Raw genomic sequence first — 16,296 nt, 5'->3', positions numbered from 1 at the left:
CGGCGGAAGTATCAGGAGTCGAGCGTATCGGGCTTCTTGAGCGCCTTCTTGTCTTCGGCCTGCAGTCGGCGTTCGACCTTCTTGACGTCCTCGTCGGGTGGCAGGTGTTCAGGACGGATGCCGCGATCCAGCAGGGTGTTGCGTACCGCATTGTTGTTGCTGACGTGTTCTCTGGAGATGGCCGCCTCGGTGTGCATTCGGTGCTGGCGAGCATTGAAGATGGTGATCTCGGTCGCAAAGTCCTTGGCCTTGAGGATGATCGTCGGCGCGAAATCGGCCAGCGGACGGCTGTCGGGCACGTTCCACTGCGCTTTCATCGCCTGCGTGGTCTTGCCGAACAGGGCGTGGTCGCCTTTGCTGCGGATGAGGGCGAAATCCTGGTTGCCCCCGGTTTGCTCGTAGATGACTTGGGAGAGTTCCTTTTCGGTCTCGGAGAGCTTCTTCCGCGCCTGCACCCGTTCCGCTTCCAGGAGGCGTTGCTCGATCAGCTCGGCGCGGCGCGTTTGGATGGCGAAGTAAGTCTGGGCAAAGGCGATCTGCTGCTTTTTGGGATCGCCGTTCTGAGCAATCAGGTAGCAGGCATAGCGGGTCAACATGATGTCATCGACTTCGCGCTGACTGCCCGAGCCGAGACCGACCATTTTGGTGACCTCAACAAAATGGTCTGCAACCGGGTGATTCGACAGCTCACAAGCAGTCTTGGCCTTGGTCACGACAGCCGTGAAGTTGCGCCACTCCGTATAGCCCAACAAGTGCTGGAGATCCCGCGCCAGCCAAAACTCGACGCCGTTTTCGGTCCGCTGGGCGTGACCTTCGAAAGTGTCGGTAAGGGATCGAACGATCTCGGTCTTCATATCTTGGCCTCAGACTTCATTGATGGAGTGGGTCGCATTTGCGGAAGACACCGCTCGTTCAGATCATCAACGAGCGACGTGTATAGAAACGGGCGCTTTTCTATGCACGTCCCGCCAGACATGCATAGCAATGGGCCATTCTTGCGCACGTTCAAACTCACGCCCCCATCCCCGGTGCGGCCTCGTCGAGCATGCGATCGAACTCCGCCTCCACCTTCTTGGCGAAGTCGTCCTGCATTTGCCAGACGTCGGTGAACTCGGCAAAGGCCCAGCGGCCGTACTTGGCGAGGTTGTTCACGGCCGGCACCCAGTAGGTATCCATGGTGGCCTTCTTCTCCTTGGCGTCCTCGCGACGGTAGCCCTTGATCTCGACGACGAGGTGCAGCGGGTCGCTCATCTGGCCACTCTCGCCGCTGCCGTCGTCGACGAGGACGACGAAGTCCGGCAAGTACTTGCGCGTTTCGGAGCCGTAGCGGTAAGGCACCTCGAGGCCGAGATTGTGGTTCTTGACGTAAGCCAGCACCTTCGGGTGCGCCTCGGCGACGCGGCAGAATTCGGCCTCCCAGTCGCTGTCGAGGATCACCCAGTTGAGGTGGCTGCGGCGCGGGTCGGTTTGCCAGCGCTCGGTCTTCGAGGTGTTGAAGCTGACGTGGGCGGTGGAGCCGGTGGGGTTGTAGGGGTCGAGCACGGCCTTGATCGGGCGCTCGCCTTCCAGTGCGCGGGTGATGCCGGCGGTGATGCGCGTGCAGGCCATGTCGGCAAGCTCCTGGTACATGAGCTGGGCGGGATAGGTGCCGCCCTTGCACTGCAGGCAGGTGTCGAGCCACTCCTTGGTAATGCGCTTGAGCTGGCCGAAGAGGTGCAGCTTGGGCTCCTCGCCGGGGTCGCGCCACTTGCTGTAGAGCAGGCGCTTGGTGAGATGCATCAGCAGCGTCGAGTGGCGCATGTCGCCGAGGTGTTCGAGGCTGAGGTCGATCACCTCGCCGATGATGCCGGCGTTCTTGGTGATGGAGGGGCCGACGAGATCGGGCGTGAGCACGAGCACCGAGTCGTCGTTGAAGGCGGCGGTGAGCCGCTCCTCGGGAAGCTCGACGCGATAGCCCTGCACGCGCGGAAAGCGGATCTCCAGCGCATCGCGCTCGGGGCGCACGGCCTTCACCTGGATGGTTTCGCGCGGCGGCTGAGGGGGTGCGACGACCGGCTTGGCGGTGAAGTCGAAGGGGATGCCGAGCACGTCGGCGTACTCGGTGTTGAAGAAGCCTTCTTCGTTGAGGTCGTAGGACTGGCGACGCAACGCGCGGCCGATGACCTGCTCGCACAACAACTGGGTGCCGAACGCGCGTACGCCCAGCACGTGGGTGACGGTGTTTGCGTCCCAGCCTTCGGTGAGCATCGACACGGACACCACACAGCGGATGGACTCGCCGAGCCGGCCTTCCTTGCCGACGGTGTTCATCACCTCGCGCAGCATGTCCTGGTCGGTGATGTTCTCGGCGCGCTGGCGGTCGCCGGTGCGCTCGATGATCTCGCGGCGGAATCGCTCGATCTCGTCGGCGGCCATCTCTCGGAAGTTACTGTCGAGCGCCTCGCCGGATTCGAGCTGTTCGCTGTCGATGAGCAGCGTGCGCGGGCGGGCGAGCGGGTTGCCGTGTTCGTCGAAGTTGCGGAAGAGCGGCAGGCGGCCATTCTCCAGCGTACTCGATCCGTCGTCGTTCTCACGCTGGAACCCGGAGATGTAGTCGTAGACGAGCTTCGACGTGGAGGTGTTGTTGCAGACCACGATGAAGCACGGCGGCACGCGGATGCCGGCCTGCTCCCACAGCGCGTAGGTCTTCTGATAGTGGCCGTAGAGGGCTTCGAGCGCGGTTTGCAGTTCCACCGGCAGGCTGAGCGGGTCGAGCGTCCTGGCCTTGCCGCGGCCCTTCTTCGGCATGCGGCTGCGGATGTGTTCCCACAGGTTGCGAAACTTGGGCATTTCGCCGCCGGGGATGTTGTCGGCGACCGGCACCCGGGGCAGTTTGACGATGCCGCATTCGATGGCGTCCATCAGCGAGAAGTCGCTCATGGTCCAGGGGAACAGGGTGCCCTCGGCGTAACCCGAACCGCGCAGGAAAAACGGCGTGGCGGAAAGGTCCATCACCCGGGCAATGCCGAGCTTGCGCTTGACCGCTTCGAGGCCTGAGATCCACAAACGGGCGGCCTCGTTGTTCTGTTCGGCTTCCTTCTTCTCGTCACCCTTCAGGTCATCGTCGCCGAGGGGCTCGGCCTTCTCGCGGTAACAATGGTGCGCTTCGTCGTTGATGACCATGACGTTCTTCATGCCCATCAGTTCGGGCATGACACGCTGAAGCATTTGCCCTTCCGTTTCCAGCGTGTCGAGCGGCGCACCGTCGCGGCCCTGCAGCAGCAGCCGACCGCCCTTCGACAGCGGTATGCGCTCGCGCAGCTTGAAGGCGTGGTAGTTGGTGATGACGATGCGGGCTCGGTCCAGCTCACCCAGCATGTCGCTGGGCAGAAGCTCGCGACTGGCGTAGTAGCTGTCCGGATCGTTTGGTTGCAGCACTCGCAGACGGTCGCGGATGGTCAAGCCGGGGGCGACGAGCAGGAAGCCGCGGGTGAAGCGGCGGCTAGCGGGGTAACGCACCGCATTGATCGTCTGCCAGGCAATGAGCATGGCCATCACTGTGGTCTTCCCGGCGCCGGTGGCGAGCTTGAGCGCGAGGCGCATCAACTCGGGGTTGGCTTCGGCGTTGGCGTTGGCGAGGTGATCGAGGAAACGTTGCCCGTTCTTGCCGATCTGCGGGGCGACCTCGGTCAGCCAGATGGCGGTTTCGACGGCCTCGATCTGGCAGAAAAAAGGGCGGATACCGCTGAAGGGGTGATGCCGCCAGTGTTGGAGGAGGCGAGCCGTCTCGGGGGTGACGCGCCAATCACTGGGATTGGGTAGCTGGCGCCACTTGTCGACTTCCGCACGCACTGCGTTGATCGTAGCAGTGTGGTCGTATTGCTGAGTTTCGGAGGAAAGCCCCTTGCCCTCGTCGAACAGCAGCGCCGCCTGCTGACCGCCTTTTTGCTTACGGGGCTTGGGTATCGGCGTGATGAACTCGGCCCGGCGCCGGCTTTCGACGATTCGTTGGGTCGGCTGCCCCTGCTCGTCCAACTCCCAGTGGCTTGCCGGATAGCCGTAGGGCGAGTTGAGGATGGGATGTTCGAAGAATGGATTATTCATGCTTCATGCGCGCTTGCGGTTATCCGTTCGCAGGTTTCTACCTCGCGAGACACATTTACGGGGATCTCGCGATCATTGCGGAATGGAACACCAGCGTCCGCTTCGTTCAGCGCCAGCAATTATGCCAATGTTTATCGCGTACCCCCCGAAATTCCCTTACCCGTTCCTGCACCTCGTATCCTCCGGCCACAAGAAGCAGGGGCCGAACTTCGAACTCATCCGAAACCTCGGTGCGCCATAGGATGAATCGCTCACCCGTCCGGCATCACTTTTTGTAGAAACGGGATGAATGGTACATAGCCGCAATCGAGTTTGAACAGCACAAAGTCACGGCGGGGCGGACTGCCTGGGGCGCCGATCGGACGGCAATGCCGCCTTTCTTGACGCGTCTCAAGTACTTGTCCGCTTGGCCGAGTATCTTGCTCACCACATCCCGCCCTGCCCGTCCTGTCACCCCGAGAATGGCAAAGAAATTCCCGCTGCATCCCAAACATCCCGAACGCATCTGCTGGGGTTGCGACAAGTATTGCCCGACGGATTCGCTCGCGTGTGGGAACGGCTCGGGGCGGACGATGCACCCGGCGGAGATGCTCGGCGACGACTGGTACACCTACGGCGACTGGGACCTGGAGTCCGCCGAGGAAGCGAAGAAGCCGGAGGACAGCTCGTCCTGATAGCCGGGCGGCCGCCAGAAGGTCTCCGGCACGATGCCCAGATCGGTCGTCGCCGGGGGGCGCTTCGGATTGAAGGGTTCGTCGTCGCTGCCGGTCCACGACGGCATGACCAGCGTGCCGTCGGGGGACCGAGGCCGGTCAGCCGGCGCGGTTCAGCGCCTCATCGAGGTAGCGGACGGTGCGCTCGACGTCGTGCAACTTGTCCAGGCCGAAGAGGCCGATGCGGAACGTGCGGAAGTCCGCCGGTTCGTCGCACTGCAGCGGGACGCCCGCGGCGATCTGCAGGCCCTGTGCGGATAATGCCCGGCCGGACTGCATTTCCCCGTCGTCGGTGTAGCTGACGACCACGCCTGGCGCCTGGAAACCTTCCGCGGCGACGCTCCTGAAGCCTTTGCGGGTCAGCAGCGCACGCACGCTGTCGCCCAGTTCCTGCTGCTCGCGGCGCACCTTGTCGAAACCGTAGTCGCGCGTCTCCTTCATCACGTCGCGCAGCGTCGTCAGCGCGTCGGTCGGCATCGTCGCGTGGTACATGTGGCCGCCGTTCTCGTAAGCCTCCATGATCTGCAGCCACTTGCGCAGGTCGCACGCAAAGCTGGTGCTCGTGGTGGTCTCGATTTTCGCGCGGGCGCCTTCGCCCAGCATCACGAGCGCGCAGCACGGCGAACCGCTCCAGCCTTTCTGCGGCGCGCTGATCAGGATGTCGATGCCAGTGGCCTGCATGTCCACCCAGATCGTGCCGGACGCGATGCAGTCGAGCACGAACAGGCCGCCGACCGAATGCACCGCGTCGGCGACGGCGCGCAGGTAGGTGTCGGGCAGCATCATGCCGCTGGAGGTCTCGACGTGCGGGGCGAAGACGACGTTGGGCTTCTGCTCCCGTATCGTCCGGACGACTTCCTCGACGGGAGCCGGTGCGAACGCGGCCTGCGGTCTGTCCTCGACGGGGCGCGCCTTCAGGACGATCGATTCGGCGGGGATGTTCCCCATGTCGAAGATCTGCGTCCAGCGATAACTGAACCAGCCGTTGCGGATGACGAGGCACTTGCGGCCGGTGGCGAACTGGCGGGCGACGGCTTCCATGCCGAAGGTGCCGCTGCCGGGGACGACGATCGCGGATTTCGCGTTGTAGACTTCCTTGAGCATGCGCGAGATGTCGTTCATGACACGCTGGAAGGCCCGCGACATGTGATTGAGCGAGCGGTCGGTATAGACCACCGAATATTCGAGCAACCCGTCCGGGTCGGGATGGCGCAACAAGCCTGGCACAGTGAGCTCCTGCAAGAGAAACGGAAAGGACGGGCGAGGATACCCCGGACTGACTGCCGCGGACCATCCCCTGCCGGCGGCTGCGGGGGGCACGGGCTGCGGGCGATGCGTGGCGGGCGAAGTGCCGCGGCGAGGGATCTCGCCGCCGGTGACGAAGGCATTCACGTTCCGCTGTCGGCGTCGATCTGGACGATGCCGCGTACGACGCGGACCGCGAAAGTCGCGACCGGCTCGTAAGCCGGGGGCGACAGCGCCGCGCCGGTCCGCAGCGAGAAGTGCGCGCCGTGGCGCGGGCAGATGACCTCCTCGCCTTCGATGACGCCCCACGACAGGTTCTCGTCCTCGTGGCTGCAGCGGTCCTCGAGCGCGTGGAACTGCCCGCCGGCATTGAACACCGCGACCTGCCGGCCGTCATCGAGCATGACCACCCGGGCGGAACCTTGCGGGAAATCGTCGACCGCGGCGACGTCGAGCCAGAGTGCCATGTCGCGTTCGCGCTCAAAGCAGCCCGAGTTCGAAAAGCGCGATCTCGCTCATCAATTCGCGCGACCACGGCGGATCCCAGACGAGTTCGACATGCGCTTCCCGCACCCCTTCGACGGCCTTCACCGCCTCCTCGACGGTGCCGGGAAAAGTCGCTGCGACCGGGCAGCCCGGCGCGGTGAGCGTCATGCGGATGTCGACCCTGCCGCTCGCGTCGTCGATATCGAGGCCGTAGATCAGCCCGAGGTCGTAGATGTTGACCGGGATTTCCGGGTCGTACACGGTGCGCAGCGCAGCGATGACATCGGTGCGCAGTGCTTCGCCCGGCGCGCTGCCCTCGCCTGCCGTCTGCTTTTCGCCCTGGTGCAGCCAGTCGAACACGCTCATCGCTCACGCCTCCGTCGACACCGGCTGCGTGTCGCCGCGCAGCGCCGCCTGCAAGGTATGCCAAGCGAGGGTTGCGCATTTGACCCGCATCGGGAACTCCGCGACGCCGCCGAGCACTTCGAGCTTGCCCAGCGCAGGCCCGCCCTGCTCCGCGGCATGGCCGGTCACGAGCGCATGGAAGGCGTCGAACATCGCCGCCGCCTGCGCTGGCGTCTTGCCTTTCAGGGCTTCGCTCATCAGCGACGCCGACGCGATCGATATCGCGCAGCCGGCGCCTTCGAAATGCACGTCCTCGATGACCCCGTCGCGCGTTTTCAGGTGCAGCGTGATCCTGTCGCCGCACAGCGGGTTGAAGCCTTCCGCGTGCCGGTCGGCGTCCGGCAGCGGACCGAAATTGCGCGGGCGCCGGCCGTGATCGAGGATCACTTCCTGGTACAGGTCGCGCAGCTCACCCATCGAACACCTCCCGCACGCGGCGCAATGCGGCAAACAGCGCGTCGACCTCGTCGTGCGTGTTGTACATCGCGAACGACGCGCGCACCGTCGCCGGCACGCCGAAGCGTTCCATCAGCGGCATCGCGCAGTGGTGCCCGGTGCGGACCGCGACCCCTTCGTGGTCGAGGATCGTGCCGACGTCGTGCGCATGGATGTCGTCGAACACGAACGACAGGATCGCGGCCTTGTTGCGCGCGGTGCCGACGAGGCGCAGGCCTGGCATCGCGCGCGCCTGCCGGGTGGCGTGCTCGAGCAGCGCGTGTTCGTGCGCGGCGATCGCGGCGATTCCTGTCGCTTCGACGTAACGGATCGCCGCGCCGAGCGCGACCGCGCCGGCGATGTCCGGCGTGCCCGCTTCGAACTTGTACGGCAGCTCGTTGTACGTCGTGCCCGCGAAGCTCACCTGCCGGATCATGTCGCCGCCGCCCTGCCACGGCGGCATCGCGTCGAGCAGCGCAGCCTTGCCGTACAGCACGCCGATGCCGGTCGGCCCATAGAGCTTGTGCGCCGAGAACGCGTAGAAGTCGCAGTCGAGCGCCTGCACGTCGACCGCGACATGCGGCACCGCCTGGGCGCCGTCGAGCAGCACCGGCACGCCGCGCGCGTGCGCCATGTCGATGAGCTCGCGCACCGGGTTGATCGTGCCGAGCGCGTTCGACACATGCGCCAGCGCGACGATCCGCGTGCGGTTCCCGAGCAGACGCTCGAACTCCGCGACGAGCAGTTCACCCTCGTCATTGACGGGCGCGACTTTCAGCACCGCGCCGCTCCGCTCGCAGGCGAGTTGCCACGGCACGATGTTCGAATGGTGCTCCATGGCGGTGATGAGGATCTCGTCGCCCGGGCGGAAACGTCCGCCGAAACTGTTCGCGACGAGGTTGATCGCTTCGGTCGTGCCGCGCACGAAGACGATCTCCTCGCGCCGCGCGGCGTTCACAAAGCGCTGCACCGTGTCGCGCGTGGCCTCGAAAGCGTCGGTCGCCTCCTGGCTCAGGCGATGCACGCCGCGGTGCACGTTCGCGTTGAGTTGGGCGTAGTAATGCGCTTGCGCGTCGATCACGCAACGCGGTTTCTGGCTCGTCGCGGCGTTGTCGAGATAGACGAGCGGCTTGCCATTGACCTCGCGGGCGAGGATCGGGAAGTCGGCGCGCAGCCGAGCGACATCGAGCGGCGGGGCGATCCCGCCCGCAGCGGGTGCCGCGACACGCAGCGCGTTCAACTCGTTGGCAGAAGTTCGCATTCCAGTTCCCCCATGTCCTCAGGCAGTTGTCCGGGCAGGAGCGTGGACAGCCGCGCCCGCAGCCCGGCGTGAGTAATATCACGAAGCACGTCGGCCGCGAACGCGTGAATCAGCAATCCGCGCGCCGTCGCAGCGTCGAGGCCACGCGCGCGCAGGTAGTGCAGCCGGTCGGCGTCGAGCTGTCCGACGGTCGCGCCATGCGCGCATTGGACATCGTCAGCCCAGATTTCCAGTTGCGGCTTGGTGTTGACCTCGGCGCCATCCGACAACAGCAAGTTGTGGTTCGACTGCTGCGCGTCGGTGCGCTGGGCGCCGGGGCGCACGATGACGCGGCCGTTGAAAACCGCGCGCGACGCGTCGTCGAGCACGCCCTTGTAGAGCTCGCGGCTCGTGCCGCGCGGGCGGGCGTGGTCGATGCAGGTGTGGTGATCGTGATGCTGGCGCCCGCTGCCGACATACAGCCCGGCGAGCTTCGCGTTGCAGCCTTCGGCCTCGAGCCGGGTCGCGATGTCGTTGCGCGCGAGCTGGCCGCCGAACGCGAACGAATGCGACGCGAAGCGACTGTCCGCCGCCTGCAAGGTGTGGATGCCGGCAATATGGAAACCCCGCCGGCTCTCCTGTTGCACTTTGACATGCGTGACGCGCGCGCCCGCGCCGGCGTCGATCCGCGTCACTGCGTCGGTGAGGTAGACCGCGTCGTCGCTGCCCGCGTAATGCTCGATCACCGTTGCTTCGGCGCCCGCCCCGGTGCGGACGACGATACGCGGGAAGCTCGCGAGATCCATGCGGGTGGCGACGAACAGCAGATGGACCGGCGCGTCGATCGCGACGCCGGGTGCAAGGTCGATATACGCGCCGTCCGTCCAGAACGCCGCATTCAGCGCCGCAAGACCGTTCGCCTCGGCTTCCGGATCGGTGTCGAGAAGCTCGGCCGCGACCTCCGGGCGAGTCGCGACCAGTTCCGCGAGGCTGCCGATTTCCGCACCACGCGGCAGCGAGGCGACATGCGACAGCCCCGGCGCATAGCGGCCATCGACGAACACCAGCCGGTGCGTGTCGTCGAGCGCGTGACGCGCAAGTTCGCGCTCGGCGACGTCATTGCGGAAGCCTGAAAACTGCGCGCCGTCGGCCACGACGTCGAACAGCCGCCGCTCGAGCGCCGACAGGTTCGTGTATTTCCAGTCTTCCTCGCGGGTCGTCGGCAGGCCGAGCCCGGCGAAGCGCTCGATCGCCGCGTCGCGCAGGCGCTGCAGCCAGGGCAGCGACGCGCCCGCAAGCCGCGCCCGGTGCGCGGCGAACCGGCCGAGATAGTGCTCGCGCGCGCCGGTCGTCATGGCCGGGCTCCCGCGGCCGTCTCCAGCGCTTTCGCCTCGACCCAGCCGTAGCCGCGCCGCTCCAGTTCGAGCGCGAGTTCCGGCCCGCCGGACAGCGCGATGCGCCCGTGCGCCAGCACGTGTACGCGGTCCGGCCGGATGTGGTCGAGCAAACGCTGGTAATGCGTCACGAGGATCATCGCGCGCTCGGGGCTGCGCATCGCATTGACGCCGTTCGCGACGACTTTCAGCGCGTCGATGTCGAGCCCGGAGTCGGTCTCGTCGAGGATCGCCAGCTGCGGTTCGAGTACCGCCATCTGCAGGATCTCGTTGCGCTTTTTCTCGCCGCCCGAAAAGCCTTCGTTGACCGCGCGGTACAGCAGGCTCTCGTCCATCTGCATCAGGCGCAGCTTCGCCTTCACGAGCGCGAGGAAATCCAACGCATCGAGCTCCGCTTCGCCGCGGTGCTTGCGCGCGGCGTTGAGTGCCGCCTTCAGCAGATAGATGTTCGCGACGCCGGGAATCTCGACCGGGTACTGGAACGCGAGGAAGATCCCTTCGCGGGCGCGCGTCTCGGGCGGCAGATCGAGCAGGTTCGCGCCGCGGTAAAGCACTTCGCCCGCGGTCACGACGTAGCCTTCCCGCCCTGCGAGCACATGCGCGAGCGTGCTCTTGCCGGAGCCGTTGGGGCCCATGATCGCGTGCACTTCGCCCGCGCCGACCGCCAGGTCGAGGCCGCGCAGGATCGGCCGCTTTGTCGTTCCCTCGTCGACCGTCACGTGCAGGTTGCGGATCTCCAGCATGTCCCGCCTTCCTCCGGTGATTACCCGATGCTGCCTTCGAGGCTCACGCCGAGGAGCTTCTGCGCTTCCACCGCGAACTCCATCGGCAGTTCCTTGAACACTTCCCTGCAGAAACCGGAAACGATCAGCGACACCGCATCCTCGGCGCTGACACCGCGGCTCTGGCAGTAGAACAGCTGGTCCTCGCCGATGCGCGACGTCGAGGCTTCATGCTCGACGCGCGCGCTCGCGTTCTTCACTTCGATGTACGGGAAAGTGTGCGCCGCGCAGCGGTCGCCGAGCAGCAGCGAGTCGCACTGCGTGTAGTTGCGCGCGTTCGCCGCGCTCTTCGCGACCTTCACGAGGCCGCGATAGGCGTTGCTGCCGTGGCCCGCCGAAATGCCTTTCGACAGGATCGTGCTCTTCGTGTTGCGGCCGAGGTGGATCATCTTCGTGCCGGTGTCGGCCTGCTGCCAGTGGTTCGTCAGCGCGACCGAATGGAATTCGCCGACCGAATTGTCGCCCTGCAGGATCACGCTCGGATACTTCCACGTGATCGCCGAGCCGGTCTCGACCTGGGTCCACGAGATCTTCGAATTCGCCTCGCGACAGTCGCCGCGCTTCGTGACGAAATTGTAGATGCCGCCCTTGCCGTCCTTGTCGCCGGGATACCAGTTCTGCACCGTCGAATACTTGATCTGCGCCCCTTCGAGCGCGACCAGCTCGACGACCGCCGCGTGCAGCTGGTTTTCGTCGCGCATCGGCGCGGTGCAGCCTTCGAGGTAGCTCACGTACGCGCCGCGGTCGGCGATGATCAGCGTGCGCTCGAACTGCCCGGTGTTCTTCGCGTTGATGCGGAAGTATGTCGACAGCTCCATCGGGCAGCGCACGCCCGGCGGGATGTAGCAGAACGAGCCGTCCGAGAACACCGCCGAATTGAGCGTCGCGAAGAAGTTGTCGGTGTAGGGCACGACCGAGCCGAGATACTGCCGCACGAGCTCCGGGTGGTGCTGCACCGCTTCCGAGAACGAGCAGAAGATGATGCCCAGCTCGCCGAGCTTTTCCTTGAACGTCGTCGCGACCGACACGCTGTCGAACACCGCATCCACCGCGACGCCCGCGAGGAGTTCGCGCTCCTCCAGCGGCACGCCGAGTTTCTCGTAGGTCCGCAGCAGCTCCGGATCGACCTCCGCGAGGCTTTTCGGCCCGTCCGTCCTCGACTTCGGTGCCGAGTAATAGACGATGGCCTGGTAGTCGATCGGCGGGTGACGGACCGTCGCCCAGCGGGGTTCGGTCATCGTCAGCCAGTGGCGAAAAGCCTTGAGCCGCCAGTCGAGCATGAAATCGGGCTCGTTCTTCTTCGCCGAGATCAGGCGGATCACGTCTTCCGACAGTCCGGCCGGCGCGCTGTCGACTTCCATCGGCGTGTAGAAACCGTGCCGGTAATCGTGGCTGATCAGTTCGTCGAGTCGAGATGCCTGGTTTCCCATCGCTCCACCCCCGTTCTGCCGGTGTTTCCTCGCCGTGCCGGCAAGAGGCCGTACGTGACTCACGCCGGGTGCGCAAACGCTGCAACTTCACCGCTTCGACGCCGCCTCCGGCGCTGAAATTCCCCTCGCTGCCCGTTCCGGATCACCCGGTCGCGCCGGCAGGAGCCGGGCGACGGTCTACAGTAAGAAGGGTTAACCAATCGGAGGCTCCGATGCAAGGCAGCGACGGACCGATCGGCCTGACGGCCGGCGATGCGCTGGTCGTGGTCGACGTGCAGCAGGATTTCCTTCCCGGCGGCAGCCTCGCCGTATCCGGCGCAGATCAAGTCGTGCCGCCATTGAACCGGCTGATCGTTGCTTTCACCGACCGGGGGTTGCCGGTCTTCGCGACGCGCGACTGGCATCCGCCCGATCACTGCTCGTTCCGCGACCGCGGCGGCCCGTGGCCGTCCCATTGTGTCGCCGGCACTCCCGGCGCCACGTTTCCGCCCGGACTCGCGCTGCCGGCGTCGGCGGTGATCGTGTCGAAAGCGACCACCGCGGACGCCGATGCGTATTCCGGCTTCGACCGCACCGACCTCGACGAACGCCTGCGCGCCGCGGGCGTGCAGCGCCTTTTCGTCGGCGGGCTGGCGACCGACTACTGCGTGCTCAACACCGTCAGGGACGGGCTCGCAAAGGGATACGCGGTGATGTTGCTGACCGACGCGATCCGTGCCGTCGACGCTGCGCCCGGGGACGGCGCGAAGGCGGTCGCGCAGATGCTGCGGCTCGGCGCCCTTCCTGTCGCGAGCGGCGCTGTGGCTGTTTGATGCCATGACCGACCTGCCTCCCGCGCCCGCCCTGCTCACCGATCTCTATCAGCTGACGATGCTGCAGGCCTATTTCGACGGCGGCATGACGCACACCGCGGCGTTCGAGTTCTTCGTCCGCAAGCTGCCCCCGCAGCGCAATTTCCTCGTCGCGGCCGGCCTCGAGCAGGTGCTCGACTACCTCGAAACGCTGCGCTTTTCCGACGCCGAACTCGAGTGGCTTGCCGCCTGCGGCCGCTTCCGGCAGGAGTTCATCGATCGGCTCGCGGCGCTGCGCTTCACCGGCGACGTCGACGCGATGGCCGAAGGCACGGTGTTCTTCGCCGACGAGCCGATCCTGCGCGTGACCGCCCCGCTGCCGCAGGCGCAGCTCGTCGAAACGCGGATCATCAACCTGCTGCAGTACCAGAGCATGGTCGCGTCGAAGGCGGTGCGCTGCGCGATCGCCGCCGGAGGCCGGCTGCTCGTCGACTTCGGGCTGCGCCGCGCGCATGGCGCCGAAGCCGGGCTGCTGTCGGCGCGCGCGAGCTACCTCGCCGGTTTCAGCGGCACCGCGACGGTGCTCGCCGGCGTCAAATGGGACATTCCGCTGTACGGCACGATGGCCCATTCCTTCATCCAGGCGCACGAGGACGAAGTGTCCGCATTCGAACACTTCGCGCGCTCGCAGCCACGCGCGAACACGATGCTGATCGACACCTACGACACCGAGGCGGCGGCCCGCCAGCTCGTGGCGTTGGCCCAACGGCTGCGGCCGGATGGCATTGCGATCCAGGCGGTGCGCATCGACAGCGGAGACCTCGCGGAACTGGCACGGCGCGTGCGCGTGATTCTCGATGCCGGCGGACTGGACGGCGTACGGATTTTCGTCAGCGGCAATCTCGACGAGCATGCGGTGCGCGACCTCGTCGCCGCGCAGGCGCCGATCGACGGCTTCGGCGTCGGCACGCGGATGAACACCTCGGCCGATTATCCGTATCTCGACTGCGCCTACAAACTGCAGGAATACGCGGGGCAGCCGCGACGCAAGCGCTCCGAAGGCAAGGCCACGTGGCCGGGACGCAAGCAGGTCTACCGCAGCCATGACGCGCAGGGCCGTTTCAGCGGCGATCTGCTGACCACCGTGGATGAGCCCGCTTCCGGCGAACCGTTGTTGCGGCCGATGATGCGCGCGGGCAGCCGGCTGGAGGCGGCGCCTGCGCTGGCCGCATTGCGCCGGCACGCTGCCGCCCAGGTCGCGGCGCTGCCCGACGCGCTGCGCGGGCTCGATCCGGCAGCGCCCTATCCGGTCACAGTGGCCGACCGGCTGCGCGCCCTTGCCGACGCCGTCGACCGGCGCATGCGCCGTGGGCAACAACAGGGATCGCCATTCCCGTCCCCCGCTCCCGACGCACCGGATCACCCCTGACGGGCGAGGCGCAAACCGGTCCCCTAACCCACAACCGGAGCCACGAACATGAGCCTGAATCTGAGTTCCACGGCGTTTGCCCACGGCGGCGCGATTCCCGCCACCTACACTTGCGACGGGCGTGACGTGTCCCCGCCCCTGGGCTGGTCCGGCATCCCCGAAAACACTCGCAGCCTGGCGCTGATCGTCGATGACCCCGATGCGCCGGATCCGGCCGCCCCCCAGCGGACGTGGGTGCATTGGGTGCTGTACAACCTCTCGCCGACAACGGCCGGCCTGCCCGAAGCCGTCGCCATGGCCGACCTGCCGCCCGGCACGCGCGAAGGGACGAACGACTGGAAGCGCACCGGCTACGGCGGCCCTTGCCCGCCGATCGGCCGGCACCGCTACTTCCACAAGCTCTACGCCCTCGACGTCGTCCTCGCCCCCCTCGGCGCACCGACGAAGACCGAACTGGAACGCGCAATGCAGGGCCACATTCTTGCCCAGGCGGAACTGGTCGGCACGTACCAGCGGCCGTGAGCCCGGAAAGCCGCGGGCCACGCGGCGCGGGCAAAGTCGAAAGCGAGCGGACCGGAACTCGTCTTCGGTCCGCCAGTCGCATGAAGGGCGATTTCCACCACAGGAGGTATCCCGATGAACAAACACAACATCGCCGCCGGTCTGTTGGTTCTCGCCACCGGGTTGTGGGGCGGCGCCGCAACGGCGCAGGAAGCGGGTCCGGCACTCGACGTGCGGGAGTTCGGGGGCGTGCGCTACATGACCGGCGGGGTCGGCGAGGAGGAGCGCAACCAGCTTCTCGCGTCCGCGCAGGACTTCAACATGAAACTCGTTTTCGCCGAAAAATCAGGCGATTATCTCGCTGACATCAACGTCGCGATCGCCGATTCGACGGGCCGCAAGGTTCTCGAAGCGAGAGCCGACGGTCCGCTCATGCTGGTGCAACTGCCTCCCGGCAACTACCGCGTCACGGCGATGGCGAACGGACGCGAGCAAACCCGGAACGCCAGCGTGGCGCGCACCGGACAGCGATCGCTGACCTTCTACTGGTAGCCCGGACATTGCCGGCGCGCCCGGGCGGGCACGCGCCGTCGTCAGGACTTGCAGACTTCCTCGAGGACGCGGCGCACGCGCACCATCGCATCCTGCAGCACCACTTCGATGCTGTCGAAGAGGATGCCCCGCTCGCTCGCGCCGCGCCCGGCGGCGTAGTTCGCGATGACATTGATCGCGGCATAGGGCAGACCGATTTCGCGCGCGAGCGCGGCTTCGGGCATCCCGGTCATGCCGACCAGTTCGGCGCCATCGCGCTCGAGCCGGTTGACCTCCGCCGCCGTCTCAAGGCGCGGCCCCTGCGTCGCGGCGTACACGCCGCCATTGACGATGTGCTCCCCCGTCACCATGCCCGCGGCGAGAATCCGCTGGCGCAACGGCTCGTCGTACGGATGGGTGAAATCGATGTGATGCACCCCCTCGTCGCCACCTTCGAAGAACGTGCTCTTGCGTCCCCACGTGTAGTCGATGATCTGGTGAGGCACGACCAGTGCGCCGGGGCCGAAATCGTCGCGGATGCCGCCGACCGAGGCCACCGAGATCACGCCGGTCGCCTTGACATGCTTCAGCGCCCACAAATTTGCGCGGTAATTGACCAGATGCGGCGGGATCGTGTGTCCATAGCCGTGGCGCGCGAGAAAGACCACCGGCCGCTCGCGCAAGCGGCCGAACGTCAGCGCTCCGGACGGTTCTCCGTAAGGGGTGCGTACCACTTCGCGGCGGGCGATCTCGAGCGTCGAAAGCTGCGTGAGTCCGCTACCGCCAATGATTGCGAGCATCGGGTCGGTCTCCAGAAAAACGGCGCCGATT

Annotated in this window: 16 protein-coding genes; 5 read left to right on the top strand and 11 right to left on the bottom strand. The window is 66.2% G+C overall.

Annotated features, from left to right (window positions below; all coding sequences use genetic code 11):
• Window positions 1-11: 11 nt before the first annotated feature.
• Together dinD and GO606_RS12840 are read right to left on the bottom strand one after the other, a co-directional pair.
• Window positions 12-854, bottom strand: coding sequence for a DNA damage-inducible protein D (dinD, locus tag GO606_RS12845; RefSeq protein ID WP_169118237.1), 843 nt, complete (start codon window positions 852-854; stop codon window positions 12-14).
• 157 nt (window positions 855-1,011) lie between these two features.
• The gene (locus tag GO606_RS12840; protein ID WP_169118238.1) at window positions 1,012-4,083 is read right to left on the bottom strand and encodes a BPTD_3080 family restriction endonuclease; all 3,072 of its coding nucleotides are present in this window, start codon (window positions 4,081-4,083) and stop codon (window positions 1,012-1,014) included.
• A gap of 461 nt (window positions 4,084-4,544) precedes the next feature.
• Here GO606_RS12840 and GO606_RS12835 point away from each other — a divergent pair, with 461 nt between their 5' ends.
• Window positions 4,545-4,757: a DUF3079 domain-containing protein gene (locus tag GO606_RS12835; RefSeq protein ID WP_169118239.1), complete on the top strand. Its 213-nt coding sequence runs from the start codon at window positions 4,545-4,547 to the stop codon at window positions 4,755-4,757.
• Window positions 4,758-4,895: 138 nt separating this feature from the next.
• On the opposite strand, the gene GO606_RS12825 is transcribed toward GO606_RS12835, so the two are convergent.
• From GO606_RS12825 to sufB, 8 genes are all read right to left on the bottom strand, one after another.
• A complete protein-coding gene (locus GO606_RS12825; RefSeq protein ID WP_169118240.1) occupies window positions 4,896-6,023 on the bottom strand; it encodes an aminotransferase class V-fold PLP-dependent enzyme in 1,128 nt (375 codons plus the stop codon).
• 161 nt (window positions 6,024-6,184) lie between these two features.
• Entirely contained in the window at window positions 6,185-6,508 is a 324-nt protein-coding gene (locus tag GO606_RS12820) for a Rieske (2Fe-2S) protein (protein WP_169118241.1), read from the bottom strand.
• 13 nt (window positions 6,509-6,521) lie between these two features.
• Window positions 6,522-6,893, bottom strand: a complete 372-nt coding sequence (locus GO606_RS12815; RefSeq protein WP_169118242.1) for an SUF system Fe-S cluster assembly protein — start codon at window positions 6,891-6,893, stop codon at window positions 6,522-6,524.
• A gap of 3 nt (window positions 6,894-6,896) precedes the next feature.
• Window positions 6,897-7,349: a Fe-S cluster assembly sulfur transfer protein SufU gene (sufU, locus tag GO606_RS12810; protein WP_169118243.1), complete on the bottom strand. Its 453-nt coding sequence runs from the start codon at window positions 7,347-7,349 to the stop codon at window positions 6,897-6,899.
• Window positions 7,342-8,628 carry a cysteine desulfurase gene (locus tag GO606_RS12805; protein WP_246979547.1) on the bottom strand — a complete coding sequence of 429 codons (1,287 nt, stop codon included), beginning with the start codon at window positions 8,626-8,628 and terminating at the stop codon, window positions 7,342-7,344. Before GO606_RS12805 ends, sufU begins: the two co-directional genes overlap by 8 nt.
• A complete protein-coding gene (sufD, locus tag GO606_RS12800; RefSeq protein ID WP_169118244.1) occupies window positions 8,604-9,962 on the bottom strand; it encodes a Fe-S cluster assembly protein SufD in 1,359 nt (452 codons plus the stop codon). The genes GO606_RS12805 and sufD overlap by 25 nt, the downstream gene beginning before the upstream one ends.
• Window positions 9,959-10,744, bottom strand: a complete 786-nt coding sequence (gene sufC / locus GO606_RS12795; RefSeq protein WP_169118245.1) for a Fe-S cluster assembly ATPase SufC — start codon at window positions 10,742-10,744, stop codon at window positions 9,959-9,961. The genes sufD and sufC overlap by 4 nt, the downstream gene beginning before the upstream one ends.
• A gap of 20 nt (window positions 10,745-10,764) precedes the next feature.
• The gene (gene sufB / locus GO606_RS12790) at window positions 10,765-12,213 is read right to left on the bottom strand and encodes a Fe-S cluster assembly protein SufB (RefSeq protein WP_169118246.1); all 1,449 of its coding nucleotides are present in this window, start codon (window positions 12,211-12,213) and stop codon (window positions 10,765-10,767) included.
• 212 nt (window positions 12,214-12,425) lie between these two features.
• On the opposite strand from sufB, the gene GO606_RS12785 reads away from it, so the two are divergent.
• From GO606_RS12785 to GO606_RS12770, 4 genes are all read left to right on the top strand, one after another.
• A complete protein-coding gene (locus GO606_RS12785) occupies window positions 12,426-13,025 on the top strand; it encodes an isochorismatase family protein (RefSeq protein WP_169118247.1) in 600 nt (199 codons plus the stop codon).
• Window positions 13,026-13,029: 4 nt separating this feature from the next.
• Window positions 13,030-14,433: a nicotinate phosphoribosyltransferase gene (locus GO606_RS12780; protein WP_169118248.1), complete on the top strand. Its 1,404-nt coding sequence runs from the start codon at window positions 13,030-13,032 to the stop codon at window positions 14,431-14,433.
• 48 nt (window positions 14,434-14,481) lie between these two features.
• Window positions 14,482-14,955, top strand: a complete 474-nt coding sequence (locus tag GO606_RS12775) for a YbhB/YbcL family Raf kinase inhibitor-like protein (RefSeq protein ID WP_169118249.1) — start codon at window positions 14,482-14,484, stop codon at window positions 14,953-14,955.
• A 114-nt stretch (window positions 14,956-15,069) separates the two neighbouring features.
• Window positions 15,070-15,486 (top strand): carboxypeptidase regulatory-like domain-containing protein, encoded by a 417-nt coding sequence (locus tag GO606_RS12770; protein WP_169118250.1) that lies wholly within the window; start codon window positions 15,070-15,072, stop codon window positions 15,484-15,486.
• A gap of 41 nt (window positions 15,487-15,527) precedes the next feature.
• On the opposite strand, the gene GO606_RS12765 is transcribed toward GO606_RS12770, so the two are convergent.
• Window positions 15,528-16,265: an S-methyl-5'-thioinosine phosphorylase gene (locus tag GO606_RS12765; RefSeq protein ID WP_169118251.1), complete on the bottom strand. Its 738-nt coding sequence runs from the start codon at window positions 16,263-16,265 to the stop codon at window positions 15,528-15,530.
• Window positions 16,266-16,296: the final 31 nt, after the last annotated feature.

The sequence above is a fragment of the Aromatoleum anaerobium genome, assembly GCF_012910705.2.
GTDB lineage: Bacteria > Pseudomonadota > Gammaproteobacteria > Burkholderiales > Rhodocyclaceae > Aromatoleum > Aromatoleum anaerobium.
Note: the sequence above shows the minus strand (reverse complement) of the source record. Positions and strands in the feature narration are given on the sequence as shown.